The following is a 15,786-nucleotide window of genomic DNA, read 5'->3' as shown; positions in this document are numbered from 1 at the left end:
TTTTGGAATCTAGGATGTTGTCAAAAAAGCTCAAGGTTCATGTGCTGTTTGAAAGTGGAGATGGCCGGACACCTTTTGGGACCAGCTATATCCGGCTGCTAAGGCCGCTTGGGCATCCTTCAAACGCTCAGAGGATTGAACTGTCGGCCGGCGTGGAGTTGCCCGGTGAAGCAATCGACGTTGTCATTGTGGACCGCTTATGGCGTCAAGATTTGGGCGGCGAGCGCCAAGCGGATGCGCAAAACGCCCTCTTCTCTGAGCTTGAACATAGAGGCATCCCTCTCGTTTACGCTTTAGATGACAATCTTCTTGATCTAAATGATGAACCGGGGCGTGCATCTTGGCCCGGGGCGCTGCAACGGACAATATGCCGCCGCTTTATTCAAAGAGCAGCCGGCGTTATCACCTCAACTCCTAACCTGGCAAAGCGCATCGCTAAGCTGAACGCCAACGTCGCTATTCTGCCCAACCAAATAGACGATACGTTATTCAGACGCCCTGAACGGCATGCAATCCCTTCCAAGCCAGAGAAGCTTCGCTTTGGTTACATGGGCACTTTTACCCATTTGGAAGATCTCTTAAGCGTCATACAACCGGTTCGGAGGTTTATATCGTCAAACTCTGATATTGAATTCGAAGTCGTGGGCGTTGCCGATGTCTCAGACGTTCTTTCAGTGTTCGGAACTCTCCCTGTTCGTCTGTCAAGCGTTCCCCACGAAAGCGTCGAGTACCCGAAGTTTGTCGAATGGATGCAAAAGGAGATAGACTGGGATTTTGCAATCGCACCATTGAGTGGAAGTCGGTTTAATGACGCCAAATCTGACATAAAATTTCTAGACTACAGCGCACTTGGTGTTCCTGCTATATATAGTGATGTGCCAGCGTACAAAGATACGGTGCGCCATGAAGGCAACGGTCTTCTGGTCGGCACAAATTACGACGACTGGACACGTGCCCTCGAGCGAATGGCTCAGGATGCTGAGATGCGCAGTCGCATTGCGCTCGATTGCGCGAATGAAGTGTGGGATTCGCGGGTGCTGGCGACGCACGCAGGAAAATGGGTCGATGCAATAGAACGTTTCTTAGCGGAGAACCGATCGCCGGAAAATCTCAGGTTCAGCGCTTATAACTTGGTCTCGTCTCAAACAGAGAGAACTCCTTCCGACCGTAGAGCGGGCCCGGATAATGGGAGCGCCGTGAATTTGAGGAATACAAAGAAGGAGAGACCTAGCCAACAGTTGAATAGGCAGGAGAAGTTACTGTGGCACATAGACCCTCGCGGTATAGGCCTTGAAATAGGTCCAGGGTACAATCCACTGCTTCCGAAGGCGCAGGGGTACCGTGTTGAGACGCTGGACCATGCGCCTGCCGATGAGCTGCGCCTGAAATACAAAGGCATGGGTGTCGACACAACACTAATAGAGGAAGTTGATTTCGTTTGGCAGGGTGAACCACTCGACCACCTGACAGGCCGACGAGGTTATTATGATTTTGTTCTGGCGTCACACGTCATTGAGCATACGACTGACTTGGTCAGTTTTGTTCAGCAATGCGAGTCTATGTTGAAGCCGGGTGGAGTACTTTCGTTGGCTATACCCGATTGCCGGTATTGTTTCGATATTTTCCGAGGTGTGACGACGACAGGAGATGTCCTTCAAGCTTTTATCGAGAAGCGCAAGCGCCATACTCCAGGAACCATCTTCGACCACGTATCCCTCGCTGCGTTTCTAGACGGCAAGCCGTCATGGCATCGTGGTGCTAATGGAAATTTGGATTTCTTGCATACTTTCCAGCAAGCTGAAGAACTATATGAAAGGGTTCAGAGGGAGCCACAATATTTCGACGTGCATAATTGGCGGTTCACACCATCGTCATTTTCTTTAATCATGAACGATCTTCGATCACTTAATTTGATTGACTGCTCCGAGCAGATTTCATTCGACACAGAGGGGTATGAATTCATCGTTAATTTAGCGAAGGGCGGCGCCCGAGGGCTTGCTGATCGGTTGGTTTTGGCTCGGCGCGCTCGTGCCGAGATCTCCGAATCTCACGTTCCCGCAAAGTAGAGTTGCCGTAGTGACAGTCGGGCACAATATGCCAAATGCAGACATCGTTTTTGCCCTCGTCCGCCGAGAAGTTGCGGGGCGGTATCGCGGCTCAGCATTCGGATTGCTCTGGTCGCTGCTCAATCCGCTGTTCATGTTGGCCGTTTACACGTTCGTCTTTGGCATTGTGATGAAGTCACGCTGGACCATTCCAGGTCAGCAAAGTGTCACGGATTCGACAGGGCAGTATGCGGTGGTTCTTTTCTGCGGACTTATTGTTTTTCAATTCTTTGCAGAGGTGGTTTCGCTTTCACCTGGGTTGATCGTGGCCAACGCCAACTATGTCAAGAAGATCGTCTTCCCTATCCAGATATTGCCGGTGGTTTCGGCTGGCGCCGCACTGTTTCACGCGGCAGTCAGTTTGCTGGTGCTGCTTGTCTTCGCCTATGTCGTCTTTGGCGGCATCCCCGCAACGGTGGTTTTCGCGCCGGTGGTTTTCGCGCCGCTGGTTTTCCTGGTCCTCGGCATAGCCTGGATATTGGCATCGATCGGCGTGTATTTTCGTGACATGAGCCAGATCGTAGCACCTCTGGTGACGGCGACCATGTTCCTCTCGCCAGTCTTTTTCCAGAGAACGTCGCTGCCAGTCTGGCTGCAGCCCTGGCTTTCGCTCAATCCACTCGCGATTCCCGTCGAGAGCTTTCGCGACGTGGTTCTTTTCGGCGTGCAGCCAAATTGGGCGGCGCTAGGCAATTACTCACTGGTGGCGATTGTCGCTGCATTTCTCGGCTATCAATTCTTCCAGAAGACCCGCAGGGGGTTTGCCGATGTCCTCTGAAAAATCGGGTGTCCGAGCTTCCGACATCGCTATTCGCGTGCACGACGTATCCAAACATTATGTCATGTTCGAACGGCCTGAAGATCGCTTCAAGCAGATGTTGGTGCCGCGGCTGGAGCGGCTGATCGGCCGTCCACCGCGTCGCTATTTTCGCGACTTCGCAGCTCTGTCGGGAGTGTCTTTCGAAGTTGGTCGTGGCGAAACTGTCGGCATCATCGGCCGCAACGGCTCCGGCAAGTCGACGCTGCTGCAGATCATCTGCGGCACGCTGCAACCAACCAGCGGCTCGGTCGAGGTCAATGGCCGCATCGCCGCACTGCTGGAACTTGGCGCTGGGTTTAACCCCGAATTCACCGGTCGGGAGAACGTTTTTCTAAACGCCTCGATTCTAGGTGTGCCGCGCAAGGAGATGGAGTGGCGCTTCGACGACATCGCGCGATTTGCTGATATCGGCCCATTCATTGATCAGCCAGTGAAGACCTATTCATCGGGCATGTATGTCAGGCTGGCCTTCGCCGTCGCAACCAATGTTGATCCGGACATCCTTGTTGTGGATGAAGCTTTGTCGGTGGGCGATGAAGCTTTTCAGCGCAAATGCTTTGCTCGCATTGAAGACATTAAGGATAGGGGCGGCACCATTCTGTTCGTGAGCCACGGGGCTCAGACGATCGTCCAATTGTGCACACGAGCGATGCTGATTGATGACGGGGAGAAGATATTAGAGGGGCGGCCAAAAGCGGTGGTGGCGCAATATCAGCGGTTGGTCAGCGCCAGCACGGAGGTGGCGAAAGAAATTCGCAACGGGATTAAGGCGCTCCGTGCCGTTTCGCCAGCCACCAAGGCAGCAGTTACCACCCCTGATCCCAAAGGGGCCGCCGCTCTAGAGTGGCCTGCCGGAGAAGCCTCCGATGCAATCGTCGCTTTACCGATCGAGGCCGAACCGAACGACGCCGTCAGCCAGTATGCAGATTATTATGATCCCAACCTGAAGTCGAAGTCCGCAGTTTATCTCGAAGAACGGGGTGCCCGCATTCGAGACCTTCGCGTTCTGACTCTCAGTGGTGAGGGGGTGAATGTGCTGCAAATGGGAAAGCGGTATGTCTTAGAATATTCAGTGGATTTTTCTTCCGAAGCAAGCGAGGTCGGCTTTGAGTTCCTGTTTAAAAATGTGACAGGCTTAGTGTTGGCTGGCTCGGACACGCACAGGGTAAAAGCAGAAAGGACCAGATTCGTCAGATCTGGGTCGGAAATGACAATAAGTTTTACCTTTAACTGCGTCATGTTGCCGGGAGTATATCTCGCAAGTGCCGGTGTGCGAGGTTTGATCAACGACGAGTTGCGTATGCTTCACAAAGTTATCGAAGGCATTCTCATCCGCGTAGCCAGCGAGCCAGACCTTGCTGCAATCGGCTACGCCAACTTGGACGCGACGCCGCAGGTGGCGTTGTCTTCAGCAGGACTTCCAGAGCATTGAGTGTCTCGACAGCCCTGGATTTGGTGTATTCGATAATATCCAGCAGCAGCTCGCGTTTGTCCCCCTCAACGAGGTCCAAGGCAGCGCGCGTGACCTCATCCTCCTTTGCGTGCTCAATCCGATAGACAAATGGCCATCCAGAGGTGGAGAGGAGGTTTGTCAGCTTCCCACCTCCGCGAATTTGATCGATCGCGATGAAGGGAACCTCATTGCGCATCGCCAGAACTGCGCCATGAAAACGCGATGTGAGCACGAGATCACAAGACGAATATAGAGCCTCAATTTCGACAGGCGCGCGCCCAGAACGGGTCAAGTGGTGTTCTATCTCAAGCGTTCTCACTTGATATTTTGTTCTCAAGCTGTCGAGCACCCGCGCCGTAAGAGCGCTAGTGCGATCGTGAAGTGAACTTTGGGGTCCATACTCACCTTGCTCACCGCGGAGCACCAATCCGACAACAAGCGGCTCATTTAGTTCGCGCACTCGCTTTGGAGTGACCCGCGAAGGCGCGAGAATGGCGACGTCCTCAAATCGCCGACCGCCTCCTTCTCTAGCCAACACGACGTCAAACGGCTGGACGTAGTTGATGTGCTCTCGGGCAAAGAGGCTTATGCTGACCCCAATTTTGCTGATCGACGGAAATCGGCGAATTATCGTCTCCACAATCGGATGATCTCTGATAATCGGACCGCAGACGAAAACTAATGCGGCGTAATCACTCCCTTCGAATTCGTCCGGCGCCACCCTTTCTCCGGAAATTTCAAACGCAGTACTCGCCGTTACATGCCTAAAATTCGACCCTAACGCTTTCATACGGGCAGCAACACTCTGCACTGCCAATAGGTCTCCAATAGTTCCATTGTCCTTTAGCGATCCATACCAGCACAATAGGATAGGCGGCACCTTGGCCGCCGTGTCAGCGACTGGGGCATATCGGCCGCGGATGTCTCGGTTGGTTGGATGCCGACCGAAGTTGCAAAGAAATTGGTAGATGCTTCCATCGCGCACCGCACTGTGGTCAACTTTGTGCGTAAGCTTTAAGATCGGAATCTTGGCGAGAGATATAATCTCTCGGTCCTTTTTTGAAATCACGCCAAGCAATCGCGTCTCATAAGGAGTGAATATATGGGGGCCGTCCGCCGACATCTTCGGCACTCGGTCCCACAACGCGCTAAAGTTTCTGTTATTTTGGTAGGCTTGGCCAAACAGGTGATGGAACCAGAAATAATCTGGATCATCTTCTCGGCGCTGCCAGTGTTCATGGACCAACCGGCGCCACTCGTAAACCAGGTAGGAGGACTGGCTGGCAGCCAAAAACCATGAAGATAGCATTCGCGAAGGGGCGGGGCGCTCGAAGGCAAAGAAACCTTCTGACATAACGCTATCAAGCCACTCATCGAGAGGCCGCAGGCAATAGCAAGTAGCGTCGACCCAAACTCCTCCATATCTGCACAGAAGTTCGATACGCACTATATCACTATACGTCGCATCTGAAAGCGATCTGGAAAGGATCGAACTTGGATCGCTAACGTCGGGCAAGAAGTCTGCCAGAGTCCCTTTGGTCAGGATTTGGACCGTCCAGCCGGGGTTCATTCTCTGCCAAGAGTTCAGGCATGCTTTTACGATCTCTGGCGCTTTTTCGATGCCTTGCAGCCACAGTATCCAGATCGTTTTAGGTGGCATCGTGCATCCCGTTTGCGACATTCCGCTTCGGCCTGCCTTAGCAGCGTGCATCCCAGTCCTCAACCCCCACCACGCGCAGTGCAGGTTGCCCATTCCCCGCGATCCAATGGCCAATACACAGACAAATGACTTGCGCGGGAATGCCACTCCAAAAAATTCCGGCAATGCCTTGCAACCCGCAGTATGCGATACAGCAGGCGGGGGCCGAAGATGCTACTTGGAAGTGTGACGGTCACGAATGATTTTCGTGCTCAAGTCAGCGACTCCACTCGACCGGCGCGAAGTGTCAGTTTCTTCGTGCAAACGCGCTGGATCAGCGCGTCATCGTGGCTGGCCAGCACGATGATGCCGGCTTTTTCCGCCAATTCGTCCATCCGTCGTTTGGCTTTTTCCTGGAATGACGCGTCGCCGGCGCCGATCCATTCGTCCATCAGCAGAATCTCAGGATCAAGCGTGGTCGCTGCCGCAAATGCCAGACGTGCCGCCATGCCTTGACTGTACGCCTTGAACGGCAGGTCGATAAAATCACCGAGTTCGCTGAAATCGATTATTTCTTCCATCTTCTCTTCGATCTCGGCCTTCGTCCAGCCGCTGATCAATCCCCTCAGCACGATGTTCCTGCGGCCAGTGGCCTCGGGTCGGAAACCTATACTGATGTTGAACAGCGCATCGACCTTGCCGGCGATGGACATCGTGCCGCCCGTTGGCTGGTAGATTCCGTATAGAACCTTGAGCAGGGTGGTCTTACCGGCGCCATTGGGGCCGACAAGCCCTAACCGGTCGCCCGCCTTGAGCTCGAAGCTGACACCGTCGAGCGCCTGCACGACCTGTTTGGTGCCCGCCTTTGCTATGTTGCCGCCAAGAGCGCTGCGACGCCGGCCAGGCGCCGAAAGCGTCAGCTTTTCAAACAGCCGATAGACGAGGCTGACATTGTTCAGTTTGATGGAGGTCATGAGGCTCAGATCAGGAAAACGACGTGCTTGCGGTAACGGCCCAGCAGCAGCAACGCAACGGCCCAGGCGCCGATACAGATGTAACCTGTCACCGCCAGGGCATGCGTCGGAAAGATGCCCGCCGTGATCGGTTCACGCACGCCCTCAAGGAAATAGGTGAACGGATTCCAATGATAGGCATACTTTTGGATGCCTTCTTGCCCGCTATAGACCCAAAAGACCGGCGTCAAAAACATGCCAACCCGCATCATGTTGCCGACGATGAACTCACTGTCGGGAAAAAAAGCGCCCAAGAACGCGAAGACCATGACAAATGCAGGAGTTGCCAGGACGATAAGCAGCAGACCCGGCAACGACAGCAGCCAGTTCGCGTCGATGCCGTAACCGCTCAACAACAGAATAAGAACGCACCCCGCCAGAGAATAACCAGCCCGGATGACGCTTTGCATCGCCAATCGCATCACGTACACGAACAATGGCAGTGTCGTGCCTTGAATGAAGCTCGCCTCGCGCTGGAAGAGCGATACGCTCACGATGATTGTTTCGCTGAGATAGAACCATACCAGCATGCCAATGGCTACGTAGGCTACATAACTTGGGTTGCTCGCGTCCTTGGTGACGAAAACAAAGACAAACGTGCCGACAAAAGCGAAATAGTTGACCAGCATCCAAAGCGGGCCGAGTGTCGTGCGTCTGTGCTGGTCGCCAATGTCTTCATGGGCAAGCGCCACCCAGACCCGGTGTAATTTCATGGCCTTTGAGATGTCGTCAAAGGCGCCGTTTAGTGCAGCAATCATAGCTGGGAGTGTCGCAATCTGTTGTTTCGGCGCATTGTCCTTCGCTGGCCATAGCGAACCACCAAGCCCCTGTCTAATAGCCGTTTCGATGGACATATGGCAACGCATTGCGTCCTAGCCGGGTCTGGAGCAGAGTCAACTGCGGCAAAACTGGACACACATGCTGATGACGTGCCGCGATTTATGAGCAATCCTAATGCCGACTTCGAAGCAATTTTCCGCGAATCGGGCTTCATGTTTCCCCTGACCACTCGTTCCTCCGCCAAAAAAACCTCTGGCTATGCCTCGCGGCCCGCAGTATGCGATACAGCAGGCGGGGGCCGGAGATACTGCTTGGAAGTGTGATGGTCGCGAACGATTCTCGTGCTCAGACACTTTGCTGACGGTCATGACGACAGCCTGGAGTTTAGTACTGGCGAATGAATACTTCCCTGGAAGCTGTGTTCGGGCTCAGGCCACAGATTCGGCGCGTCTTCATCATGGTCCAGGACGTGGCCATGGTCCTGGTCGCGGTCGCGCTCAGCCTCGTCCTGTCGCGGTCGGATCTTTCGTTCGGCGCGCTCTCCACGGAGGGTCTATTCACCTGGGCCGGCATCGTGCTCATCAGCCATCTGCTGTTCAGATATTGCGGCCTCTACACCACGGTCTGGCGCTTCGCCTCGACGCCTGATTTCTTCAACATCCTGAAGAGCTGCGCGATCCTGACCTTCGTGCTCTACGCCGTTTCGTTGGTCGTACGTTTCTTCCAGCCGGTCGCGGGCCTCAACGAGCGCCAGTTCATCGTCTTCCTGCTCGTCTCCTTCACCATCATCTCGGCGCCCCGGCTGTTCTACCGCTTCCTGCGTGACGGCGCGAGCTGGGGTATTTTGAACCGCAAGGCCGAGACGGCGCGAACCAAGCAGGCCCTGTTCGTCGGGCGGCTCGGCGAGGCCGACCTGATCATTCGTTTCACGCGTACGGCGCAGCCCGCCGAGCATTCCATCGTCGGCATCATGGCGACCGAGCGTGGCGCGCCGCTGGGCACGCGCATTCAAGGGGTTCCCGTGGTGGCGACCCGGCCGCGCCTGATCGATGTCCTGGAGGACTATGCGACCGGCAGCAAGAGCCTCGATCTGCTGATTTTCGGCAGCGGCGCCGAACACGAGATCGAGGAATATTCCGAGCTGGTCCGCGTCGCGCGTCACGGCGACATCGGAGTCGTGCAGTTCGCGGGGCTTTCGCAGGTGGGCCAGGAGGGAAAGCTCGTTCTCGATGCCGTCGAGATGGAGACGATCCTGCGCCGCCCGACTGTGCCGTCCGACATCGAGCGCATCGGCGCCTTCATCGGCGGCAAGCGCGTACTGGTCACGGGAGGCGCCGGCTCCATCGGGCGAACGCTGGTCAAGCGGTCGCTGGAGCTTGGAGCCGAGGCCGTGCTGGTCGCCGACAATTCCGAATTCGGCATTTTCCAGCTGAGCCAGTATGTCGATGAGAAGGACCATGACCGCCTCAAGGTCCGCATCGTCGATGTCGCGGACAGGCGCCAGATGACGCGCGTCGTCACGGAGTTCAGACCCGACATCCTCTTCCATGCCGCGGCGCTGAAGCATGTTCCGCTGCTGGAGGAGAACTGGGAATCGGCCATCCAGACCAACGTTTTCGGCACGCTCGTCTGCGCCGAGGTCGCCGCCAAATGCGGCGTGGCGCAATTCGTCATGGTCTCGAGCGACAAGGCCGTCGATCCGACGTCCGTGCTCGGCATGACCAAGCGGGCCGCCGAACAGATCGTCAGCGCCCTGCATGAAACGCCGGCCGGCGAACCGGGCGGCCGCCGCGCCGCCACCAAGTTCATCGCGGTGCGCTTCGGCAACGTCTTCGGCAGCAATGGCTCGGTGGCGACCATATTCCAGGCGCAGATCGAGGCCGGTGGGCCGGTCACCATAACCGACCGCCGCATGACGCGCTATTTCATGACTGTCGCCGAGGCCGTCGATCTCGTCATCATGTCGGCGGCCGATGCCGCGTCGCGGCCGGCCGACCAGGACTACGCCGTCTACATGCTCGACATGGGCAAGCCCGTGCCGATCGTCGAAGTGGCCGAAACGATGATCCGGATGGCGGGAAAAAGCCCCTATACGGACATTCCAATCCGCTTCACGGGCATCCGGCCGGGCGAAAAGCTCCACGAGACCCTTCACGGCGAAGACGAGGAATTGGTCGAGCTCAGCATTGCCAAGATTTTTGGCCTGAGCACCGACGTCGCGCAGTGGTCGGATGTCCAGGCAGCACTTGCGGCGTTGCAGCAATCCATGAAGAGCCAGGACAAGGCCGCCTCGCTCAGCATCCTGGCCGATCTCGACCGCGCGACGAAGACAAGGACGAGCGCGCGGCAGGACACGGTCCCGAAGACGGCCGGGCAGGCGAGCTAAAGCAATTCCAGGAAAAGTGCGTAGCGGTTTTCCGTCCGGAATTGCGCAAAGGCAAGAGATGAGCAATTCCGGGAAAAGTGCGTAGCGGTTTTCCTCGCGCAGCAAGGCGTTTGACATCAGTGGGTAAGACAGATCTGCGCATTGCCGTCCTGATGGCCACGAAGGACGGCGCCGCCTTCATCGACGAGCAAATGCAGTCGCTGCTCGACCAGTCCCATCCTCTGGTCGACCTCTGGATATCCGACGACGGCTCCGTCGATGGCACGGTTGCCATCGTCGAAGCCTGGAAGCCCCGCTGGGCAAAAGGTCGGATAAATTTGGTGGAAGGGCCGCGGCAAGGCTTTGCCGCCAATTTCCGGTCGATGATCCTTGACCCGCGCATTGACGCGGATTGTTACGCCTTCAGCGATCAGGACGATGTCTGGGAGCCCGACAGGCTTGAAAGCGCCCTTGCCTGGATGCGGACATTTGACGTGGCGCAACCGCTGATGTTCTGCTCGCGCACCGCGACCATGACCGAAACCGGAGGCCTGGTCGGCCATTCGCCGCTGTTTAGCCGCCCGCCGGCCTTCCGCAACGCGCTGGTGCAAAGCATTGCCGGCGGCAACACCATCCTGCTCAACCGCGCCGCCCGCGATCTGTTGGCCAAGGCCTCCGCTCGCACCGGTTTCGTCAGCCATGATTGGTGGGCCTATCTGATCGTCACCGGTGCCGGCGGCGTCGTCCGCTACGATCCGCGACCATTGGTGCGCTACCGCCAGCATGCGGCAAACCTGGTCGGCGCCAATGCATCGTGGCAGGCGCGGATCTCGCGGCTCGGCCGCCTCTTCAAGGGCCAGTTCGCGGACTGGACCGATCTCAATCTCGCCGGCCTTGCCGTCAATCGCGACCTCCTTACGACGGATGCGCTGACATGCCTCGATTTGTTCGCGAACGGTCGGCAAGGTAGCCTTTTCCAACGCCTGGGCGCCCTGCACAAAAGCGGCGTCTATCGACAGACTTTTGCCGGGACCCTTGGACTCTATCTCGCCTTTATCCTGGGTCGTATCTGAATATTGCGGACTGTGTGGCGGCGCTTGGTCAGGAACGCGACCTCATGCTACGCCGACCGGATTGATGGGTTTCGCTCGAGGTTGCCGGGTGAAGCCCTGGCAGGGAGCCCATCGGCCACTCATGACGACAGCCAAGAAAATCTTCGATATCGCCGGTGCGGCTGTGCTGCTGGTGGCATCCTCTCCGATTCTGTTTCTTGCCATTCTTGCCGTCCGTGCATCGTCGCCTGGTCCGGTGATTTTTTCCCAAACGCGGGTTGGCCGCGAAGGTGCGCTTTTTCGCTGCCACAAGTTGAGGACGATGTACCAGGGAACGCCATCCTTGCCCTCGCATGAAACCCCGGTGAGCGCCGTGACATCGGTTGGAAAGGGCTTGCGGAAATTCAAGCTCGACGAGTTGCCGCAACTCTGGAATGTCCTGCGCGGCGAAATGAGCCTGGTCGGGCCGCGTCCCTGCCTGCCGACCCAAACAGAACTGATCGAATACCGCAGGCGGCTCGGGGTTTTGCAGGCTCTCCCCGGAATGACAGGCTTGGCCCAGATCAGGGGCATCGACATGTCGAACCCGCAACTTCTGGCCGAAATCGATGCCAGCTATCTCAGGACCGCGTCGTTCTGGCTCGACCTTCGAATCTTGTTCGGAACGCTCTATCGCGGCTGAGCGCGCCGTGCTCCAGAAGCAAAAAACCAGTCCTTGGACCAGTGGTCAAACGGGAAGTCGGGACTTTCGGAGCCGCGCTATCTCGATCAGCCTTTCCAGTGTGCTGGATTCCGGCGCCCAGCCTTGCGAGGCAAGCAGGGAAGGGTCGCATATCTGTGTCGCCGTCAGGCTGTCCCAGAACAGCCGCTTGCCAAGCAGTATGGCGGCCGCCCGCATCGGTCCGGCCGGCATTGGCACCAGGCGGGTCGGCCTCCCGAAACCGCGGCGAAAGGCACCGATGATGGCAGCGACGGAAACCGGCGGCACGTCGCTGGCGGTATAGACCGGATGAAGCGGCTGCGAATGGCAAAGCAGATGCCACACCGCCCGTGCCGCCGATTGCGATGACAGCAGCGAGCGGTTTGCCGTCAACGCGCCTGTCGGGATCGGCAGAGCCGTATCGGCGAGCCGCATCAGCGTCGCCAGGTTTCCTTTCATGCCGATCCCGTAGACCGGAGGCAGCCGCAATATGGCGGCGTCGGCACGGCCATGCGAGGCGTAGGCCTCCAGCACCGCGATTTCTGCTTCGCGCTTCGAGCGTCCGTAGGCGTCTTGCGGTTCGGGGACCGTGTTTTCGCCGATCGTTGCGCTGGCACGCGCGCCGATCACGGCCCGGATCGAGGAAAGATGGATGAACCGTCCACTTGCCTGCGTGGCGGCGGCATGTGCTAGACGTGCGCTCAATTGCGCATTGGCTGCCCGAAAATCGGCTTCGGTGGCATTGCCCTGGTCATTGTTCAGACCCGCGCAATGGACGATATCCTTCACATCCCTGGTCAGCGTCAGGAAAGCCGCGGCCGGCGCATCGAAACCCGGCATCGGCATGGCGTCGGATCCCGCATCAAGTCTCTCCGGCCGGCGGGAGGCGAGGCGAAGCTCGACACCGGCCTCACGAAGTCGGTGGACCACCTGGCGGCCGATGAAGCCCGTCGCGCCCGTAACCAGGACTTTCATTGTCTTGCCCGGACCGGCTATCGAGCGGCTGGCCGGGGTGCCAGGCCCTCTACTGATGGAACGGCTTGGCTGTTTGTTGGTGAAACCGTCCGTGCTTCCACCAACGCGGCCTGGCGCCCACATGCAAGATATGTTCCCGACACCAGGAAGACCATAAAGACCGAGTCCAGAATGTCATGGCCGATCAGGATGCCTGTCATTCCGGCGGTCAGATAGGTGATCACGACGACAATAACCATGGTGGCGCCGAACCGCTCGATCGGATCGGCGCTGTCGCGAAGGACCCGGGCGGCATTTCTGGCGGCAACCACAAAGATCGCCGCCAGCGTCACCGCACCCAGGATTCCCGCTTGCACCAAGGCGGTCAGGAAGCCGTTATGGAAATGACTGAAACCTTCGTCCATCCCGAACTGGTCCTGAAAGCCCTGCTTGATCAAGACGTGAGTGGCCCCCACCCCATGTCCGAAAAATGGCATCTCCCGAAATGCCTTCAGGCCGATATCCCAAAGCGCGACGCGCGATCCCAGAGCAGTCGTGTGGTCACCATGGGCCGCCAGCGCATCCCAGTCGGAGTGCAGAAATGCAACACGCCCCGCTATCGTCTGGAACCCGAAAAACGCGATTGTGACTGCGATCGCGGCCAGCAGCAAAAGCACGCGAACGGCATTTCTCCCTCTCAGCCTCTGCTGGTTGATCAGCAGAACGGCGATACCGGCAATCAGCAGCGCCAGCCAGACGATGCGCGTACCGGAGTAGATAATGGCGACCGTTCCGCCGAGTGCAGCGCAGATGAGGGCGATCCTGTACCTCTCTATACCGGACAGGACAGCAGCCACGCAGGTCACCACTGCAAGGCAGAGGACCTCGGCGAAAACGATCGCATTCCCGGCCCCGCCCTCGGCGCGTATGCCAAGCCGATACTGCTGATAGACCGCCAGCAGCAGCGCCCCAAAACAGGCAGCCATGCTGGCCAGCACAATGATGCGGACGAGCGTTGCCTTCTGCGTAATGCTCCAGGTCGAATAGGAGATGGGAAAAAACAGAAAGGTGATCAGCGGGATAAGATGCCGCGCGTCCTTGACGATCGCGTGGTTGACGAGGGACGCCAGGACATTGCTTGCACAATAGGCATAGATCGCGATCGTCAGCGGCATCATCGCGCGGTCGACATTGAAGCGTCTTCTCTTCAAGGCGATCAACAGGACGGACCACAAGCCGCCGCCATTGAACACGAAGCTAACAACCGATCCCAGGACCGGGGGAGAAAAGAAGCAGAGAATAGAGAAGTAGATATTGATCCGCGAAGGCGTGAATTGCTGCCTAATGGATGAAAGCCGGTTCAATTTTCGGACCTGCTATTCCAGAGAGATTTTATGCGGCACATCTTCGAAAGTGCTCGCCTCGAAACTGCCCGTGCTTCATCACGCACTTGCCCACTCTCGAAAAGCGTATAGCGGCTGGGTCGCTGTTTCGATAGTGCGTCCGGATCGATTGCCGCGAAATCCCGCATTCGGGGCCGGTTGACCCCTGCGGCGCCGCCGCGGCGCTCTCACAGGCAATATTTTTCCTGCCTTTCCCAGCTGAAGGCTCTTCAAGCAGAAATTTCCGGATTTTGCCACAAGCATGGAAAATTCATTCCCGAACCGACTGCAGCCGGGCTCGTCCTGCATTGTTCTGGGCCGCGACGATCTGCTAGAACGCCCGAACGAAACACTTTGTCCAGAAGCGAAGCTTGAAGCGGGCGCAAAAAGGCTCGATGATTTGACGCAGTAACTTCTGTTGCAAGGCACGAGAGAACGCTCACGGTCCATGATATCAGCGCTTACGCATCTGCAGCGGCTTGAAGCCGAGTCCATCCACATATTCCGCGAGGTCGCGGCCGCTTTCACCAAGCCGGTTATGCTCTATTCCGTCGGCAAGGATTCGTCGGTGCTGATGCATCTGGCGATGAAGGCGTTCTATCCGGCCAAGCCGCCATTCCCCTTTCTTCACGTCGACACCACCTGGAAATTTCGCGAGATGATCGCATTTCGCGATCAGATGGCGCAGAAGCTGGGGTTCGACCTTCTGGTTCATGTCAACGAAGACGGCGTGCGCGACAACATCAATCCGTTCGATCACGGTTCGAACACCCACACCCATGTGATGAAGACCGTGGCGTTGCGCCAGGCGCTCGACAAATACGGCTTCGATGCGGCCTTTGGAGGCGCCCGCCGCGACGAGGAAAAGTCGCGCGCCAAGGAGCGCATCTTCTCTTTCCGCAATGCCCAGCATGTGTGGGATCCGAAGAACCAGCGGCCCGAGATGTGGAAGATCTTCAACACTCGCATCGCGCAGGGTGAATCGATCCGCGTCTTCCCCTTGTCGAACTGGACCGAGCTCGACATCTGGCAATACATTCTGCAGGAAAACATCCCGATCGTGCCGCTCTATTTCGCCAAGCAGCGGCCGGTCGTCGAACGCGATGGCATGTTGATCCTCAAGGACGATGATCGCATGAAGCTGCTGCCCGGCGAGGTCGTGGAGAACCGATTGGTGCGATTCCGCACGCTTGGTTGCTATCCGCTGACCGGCGCCATCGAATCCGACGCCGACACGCTCGAAGCCATCGTCGGCGAGATGCTGACGGCACGCACATCCGAACGGCAGGGTCGCCTGATCGACCGCGATGAAGCCGGTTCGATGGAAAAGAAGAAGCGCGAGGGGTATTTCTGACCATGCGCCACATCATGGCGAAGAGCCTCGCTCCCACGGACGGCGTCCGCGACTATCTGGCCGCGCAGGAGAAGAAGTCGCTGCTGCGCTTTCTGACCTGCGGTTCGGTGGATGACGGCAAGTCGACGTTGATCGGACGCCTGCTGTCCGACACCAAGCAGATTTTCGA

Annotated in this window: 12 protein-coding genes and 1 pseudogene; 8 read left to right on the top strand and 5 right to left on the bottom strand. The window is 57.4% G+C overall.

The window, feature by feature from the left end:
• The first annotated feature begins 14 nt into the window (after positions 1-14).
• From FJ941_RS26990 to FJ941_RS26980, 3 genes are read left to right on the top strand one after another with little or no spacing between them, the layout of a single operon-like run.
• Positions 15-2,066 (top strand): methyltransferase domain-containing protein, encoded by a 2,052-nt coding sequence (locus tag FJ941_RS26990; protein WP_140510449.1) that lies wholly within the window; start codon positions 15-17, stop codon positions 2,064-2,066.
• A 28-nt stretch (positions 2,067-2,094) separates the two neighbouring features.
• Complete coding sequence (locus FJ941_RS26985) at positions 2,095-2,883, top strand: ABC transporter permease (RefSeq protein ID WP_140510447.1); 789 nt, start codon at positions 2,095-2,097, stop codon at positions 2,881-2,883.
• Positions 2,873-4,357 carry an ABC transporter ATP-binding protein gene (locus FJ941_RS26980; RefSeq protein WP_140510446.1) on the top strand — a complete coding sequence of 495 codons (1,485 nt, stop codon included), beginning with the start codon at positions 2,873-2,875 and terminating at the stop codon, positions 4,355-4,357. Before FJ941_RS26985 ends, FJ941_RS26980 begins: the two co-directional genes overlap by 11 nt.
• Here FJ941_RS26980 and FJ941_RS26975 read toward each other — a convergent pair.
• From FJ941_RS26975 to FJ941_RS26965, 3 genes are all read right to left on the bottom strand, one after another.
• Positions 4,254-6,038, bottom strand: a complete 1,785-nt coding sequence (locus tag FJ941_RS26975) for a capsular polysaccharide synthesis protein (RefSeq protein ID WP_181170008.1) — start codon at positions 6,036-6,038, stop codon at positions 4,254-4,256. The genes FJ941_RS26980 and FJ941_RS26975 overlap by 104 nt on opposite strands.
• Positions 6,039-6,289: 251 nt before the next feature.
• Entirely contained in the window at positions 6,290-6,991 is a 702-nt protein-coding gene (locus FJ941_RS26970) for an ATP-binding cassette domain-containing protein (protein WP_140510442.1), read from the bottom strand.
• Between the two features lie 5 nt (positions 6,992-6,996).
• Positions 6,997-7,884: an ABC transporter permease gene (locus tag FJ941_RS26965; protein WP_246674025.1), complete on the bottom strand. Its 888-nt coding sequence runs from the start codon at positions 7,882-7,884 to the stop codon at positions 6,997-6,999.
• A gap of 323 nt (positions 7,885-8,207) precedes the next feature.
• On the opposite strand from FJ941_RS26965, the gene FJ941_RS26960 reads away from it, so the two are divergent.
• The 3 genes from FJ941_RS26960 to FJ941_RS26945 all read left to right on the top strand — a co-directional run bounded on the left by FJ941_RS26960 (position 8,208) and on the right by FJ941_RS26945 (position 11,909).
• The gene (locus tag FJ941_RS26960; protein ID WP_181170006.1) at positions 8,208-10,196 is read left to right on the top strand and encodes a nucleoside-diphosphate sugar epimerase/dehydratase; all 1,989 of its coding nucleotides are present in this window, start codon (positions 8,208-8,210) and stop codon (positions 10,194-10,196) included.
• 119 nt (positions 10,197-10,315) lie between these two features.
• Positions 10,316-11,248, top strand: a complete 933-nt coding sequence (locus tag FJ941_RS26950) for a glycosyltransferase family 2 protein (protein ID WP_140510439.1) — start codon at positions 10,316-10,318, stop codon at positions 11,246-11,248.
• A 121-nt stretch (positions 11,249-11,369) separates the two neighbouring features.
• Positions 11,370-11,909: a sugar transferase gene (locus FJ941_RS26945; RefSeq protein ID WP_140510482.1), complete on the top strand. Its 540-nt coding sequence runs from the start codon at positions 11,370-11,372 to the stop codon at positions 11,907-11,909.
• Between the two features lie 45 nt (positions 11,910-11,954).
• Here FJ941_RS26945 and FJ941_RS26940 read toward each other — a convergent pair whose 3' ends face one another.
• Both FJ941_RS26940 and FJ941_RS26935 read right to left on the bottom strand, forming a co-directional pair.
• Positions 11,955-12,902: an NAD-dependent epimerase/dehydratase family protein gene (locus FJ941_RS26940; RefSeq protein WP_140510438.1), complete on the bottom strand. Its 948-nt coding sequence runs from the start codon at positions 12,900-12,902 to the stop codon at positions 11,955-11,957.
• 17 nt (positions 12,903-12,919) lie between these two features.
• Positions 12,920-14,245: an O-antigen ligase gene (locus FJ941_RS26935; protein ID WP_140510436.1), complete on the bottom strand. Its 1,326-nt coding sequence runs from the start codon at positions 14,243-14,245 to the stop codon at positions 12,920-12,922.
• 466 nt (positions 14,246-14,711) lie between these two features.
• Here FJ941_RS26935 and cysD point away from each other — a divergent pair, with 466 nt between their 5' ends.
• On the top strand, positions 14,712-15,617 hold the full coding sequence (gene cysD / locus FJ941_RS26930) for a sulfate adenylyltransferase subunit CysD (RefSeq protein ID WP_140510434.1): 906 nt from the start codon (positions 14,712-14,714) through the stop codon (positions 15,615-15,617).
• A 2-nt stretch (positions 15,618-15,619) separates the two neighbouring features.
• Positions 15,620-15,786, top strand: a pseudogene (gene cysN, locus FJ941_RS29760) (sulfate adenylyltransferase subunit CysN); the annotation flags it as partial.

This window comes from Mesorhizobium sp. B2-3-13 (assembly GCF_006442195.1).
Lineage (GTDB): Bacteria > Pseudomonadota > Alphaproteobacteria > Rhizobiales > Rhizobiaceae > Mesorhizobium > Mesorhizobium salmacidum.
The sequence above is the reverse complement of the archived record's forward strand: the minus strand, read 5'-3'. Positions and strand labels throughout refer to the sequence as shown.

Coding starts and splice junctions, on each gene's coding strand:
- FJ941_RS26990 (WP_140510449.1), top strand. CDS start 15: ATGTTGTCAAAAAAGCTCAAGGTTCATGTGCTGTTTGAAAGTGGAGAT.
- FJ941_RS26985 (WP_140510447.1), top strand. CDS start 2,095: ATGCCAAATGCAGACATCGTTTTTGCCCTCGTCCGCCGAGAAGTTGCG.
- FJ941_RS26980 (WP_140510446.1), top strand. CDS start 2,873: ATGTCCTCTGAAAAATCGGGTGTCCGAGCTTCCGACATCGCTATTCGC.
- FJ941_RS26975 (WP_181170008.1), bottom strand. CDS start 6,038: ATGCCACCTAAAACGATCTGGATACTGTGGCTGCAAGGCATCGAAAAA.
- FJ941_RS26970 (WP_140510442.1), bottom strand. CDS start 6,991: ATGACCTCCATCAAACTGAACAATGTCAGCCTCGTCTATCGGCTGTTT.
- FJ941_RS26965 (WP_246674025.1), bottom strand. CDS start 7,884: ATGTCCATCGAAACGGCTATTAGACAGGGGCTTGGTGGTTCGCTATGG.
- FJ941_RS26960 (WP_181170006.1), top strand. CDS start 8,208: ATGAATACTTCCCTGGAAGCTGTGTTCGGGCTCAGGCCACAGATTCGG.
- FJ941_RS26945 (WP_140510482.1), top strand. CDS start 11,370: ATGACGACAGCCAAGAAAATCTTCGATATCGCCGGTGCGGCTGTGCTG.
- FJ941_RS26940 (WP_140510438.1), bottom strand. CDS start 12,902: ATGAAAGTCCTGGTTACGGGCGCGACGGGCTTCATCGGCCGCCAGGTG.
- cysD (WP_140510434.1), top strand. CDS start 14,712: ATGATATCAGCGCTTACGCATCTGCAGCGGCTTGAAGCCGAGTCCATC.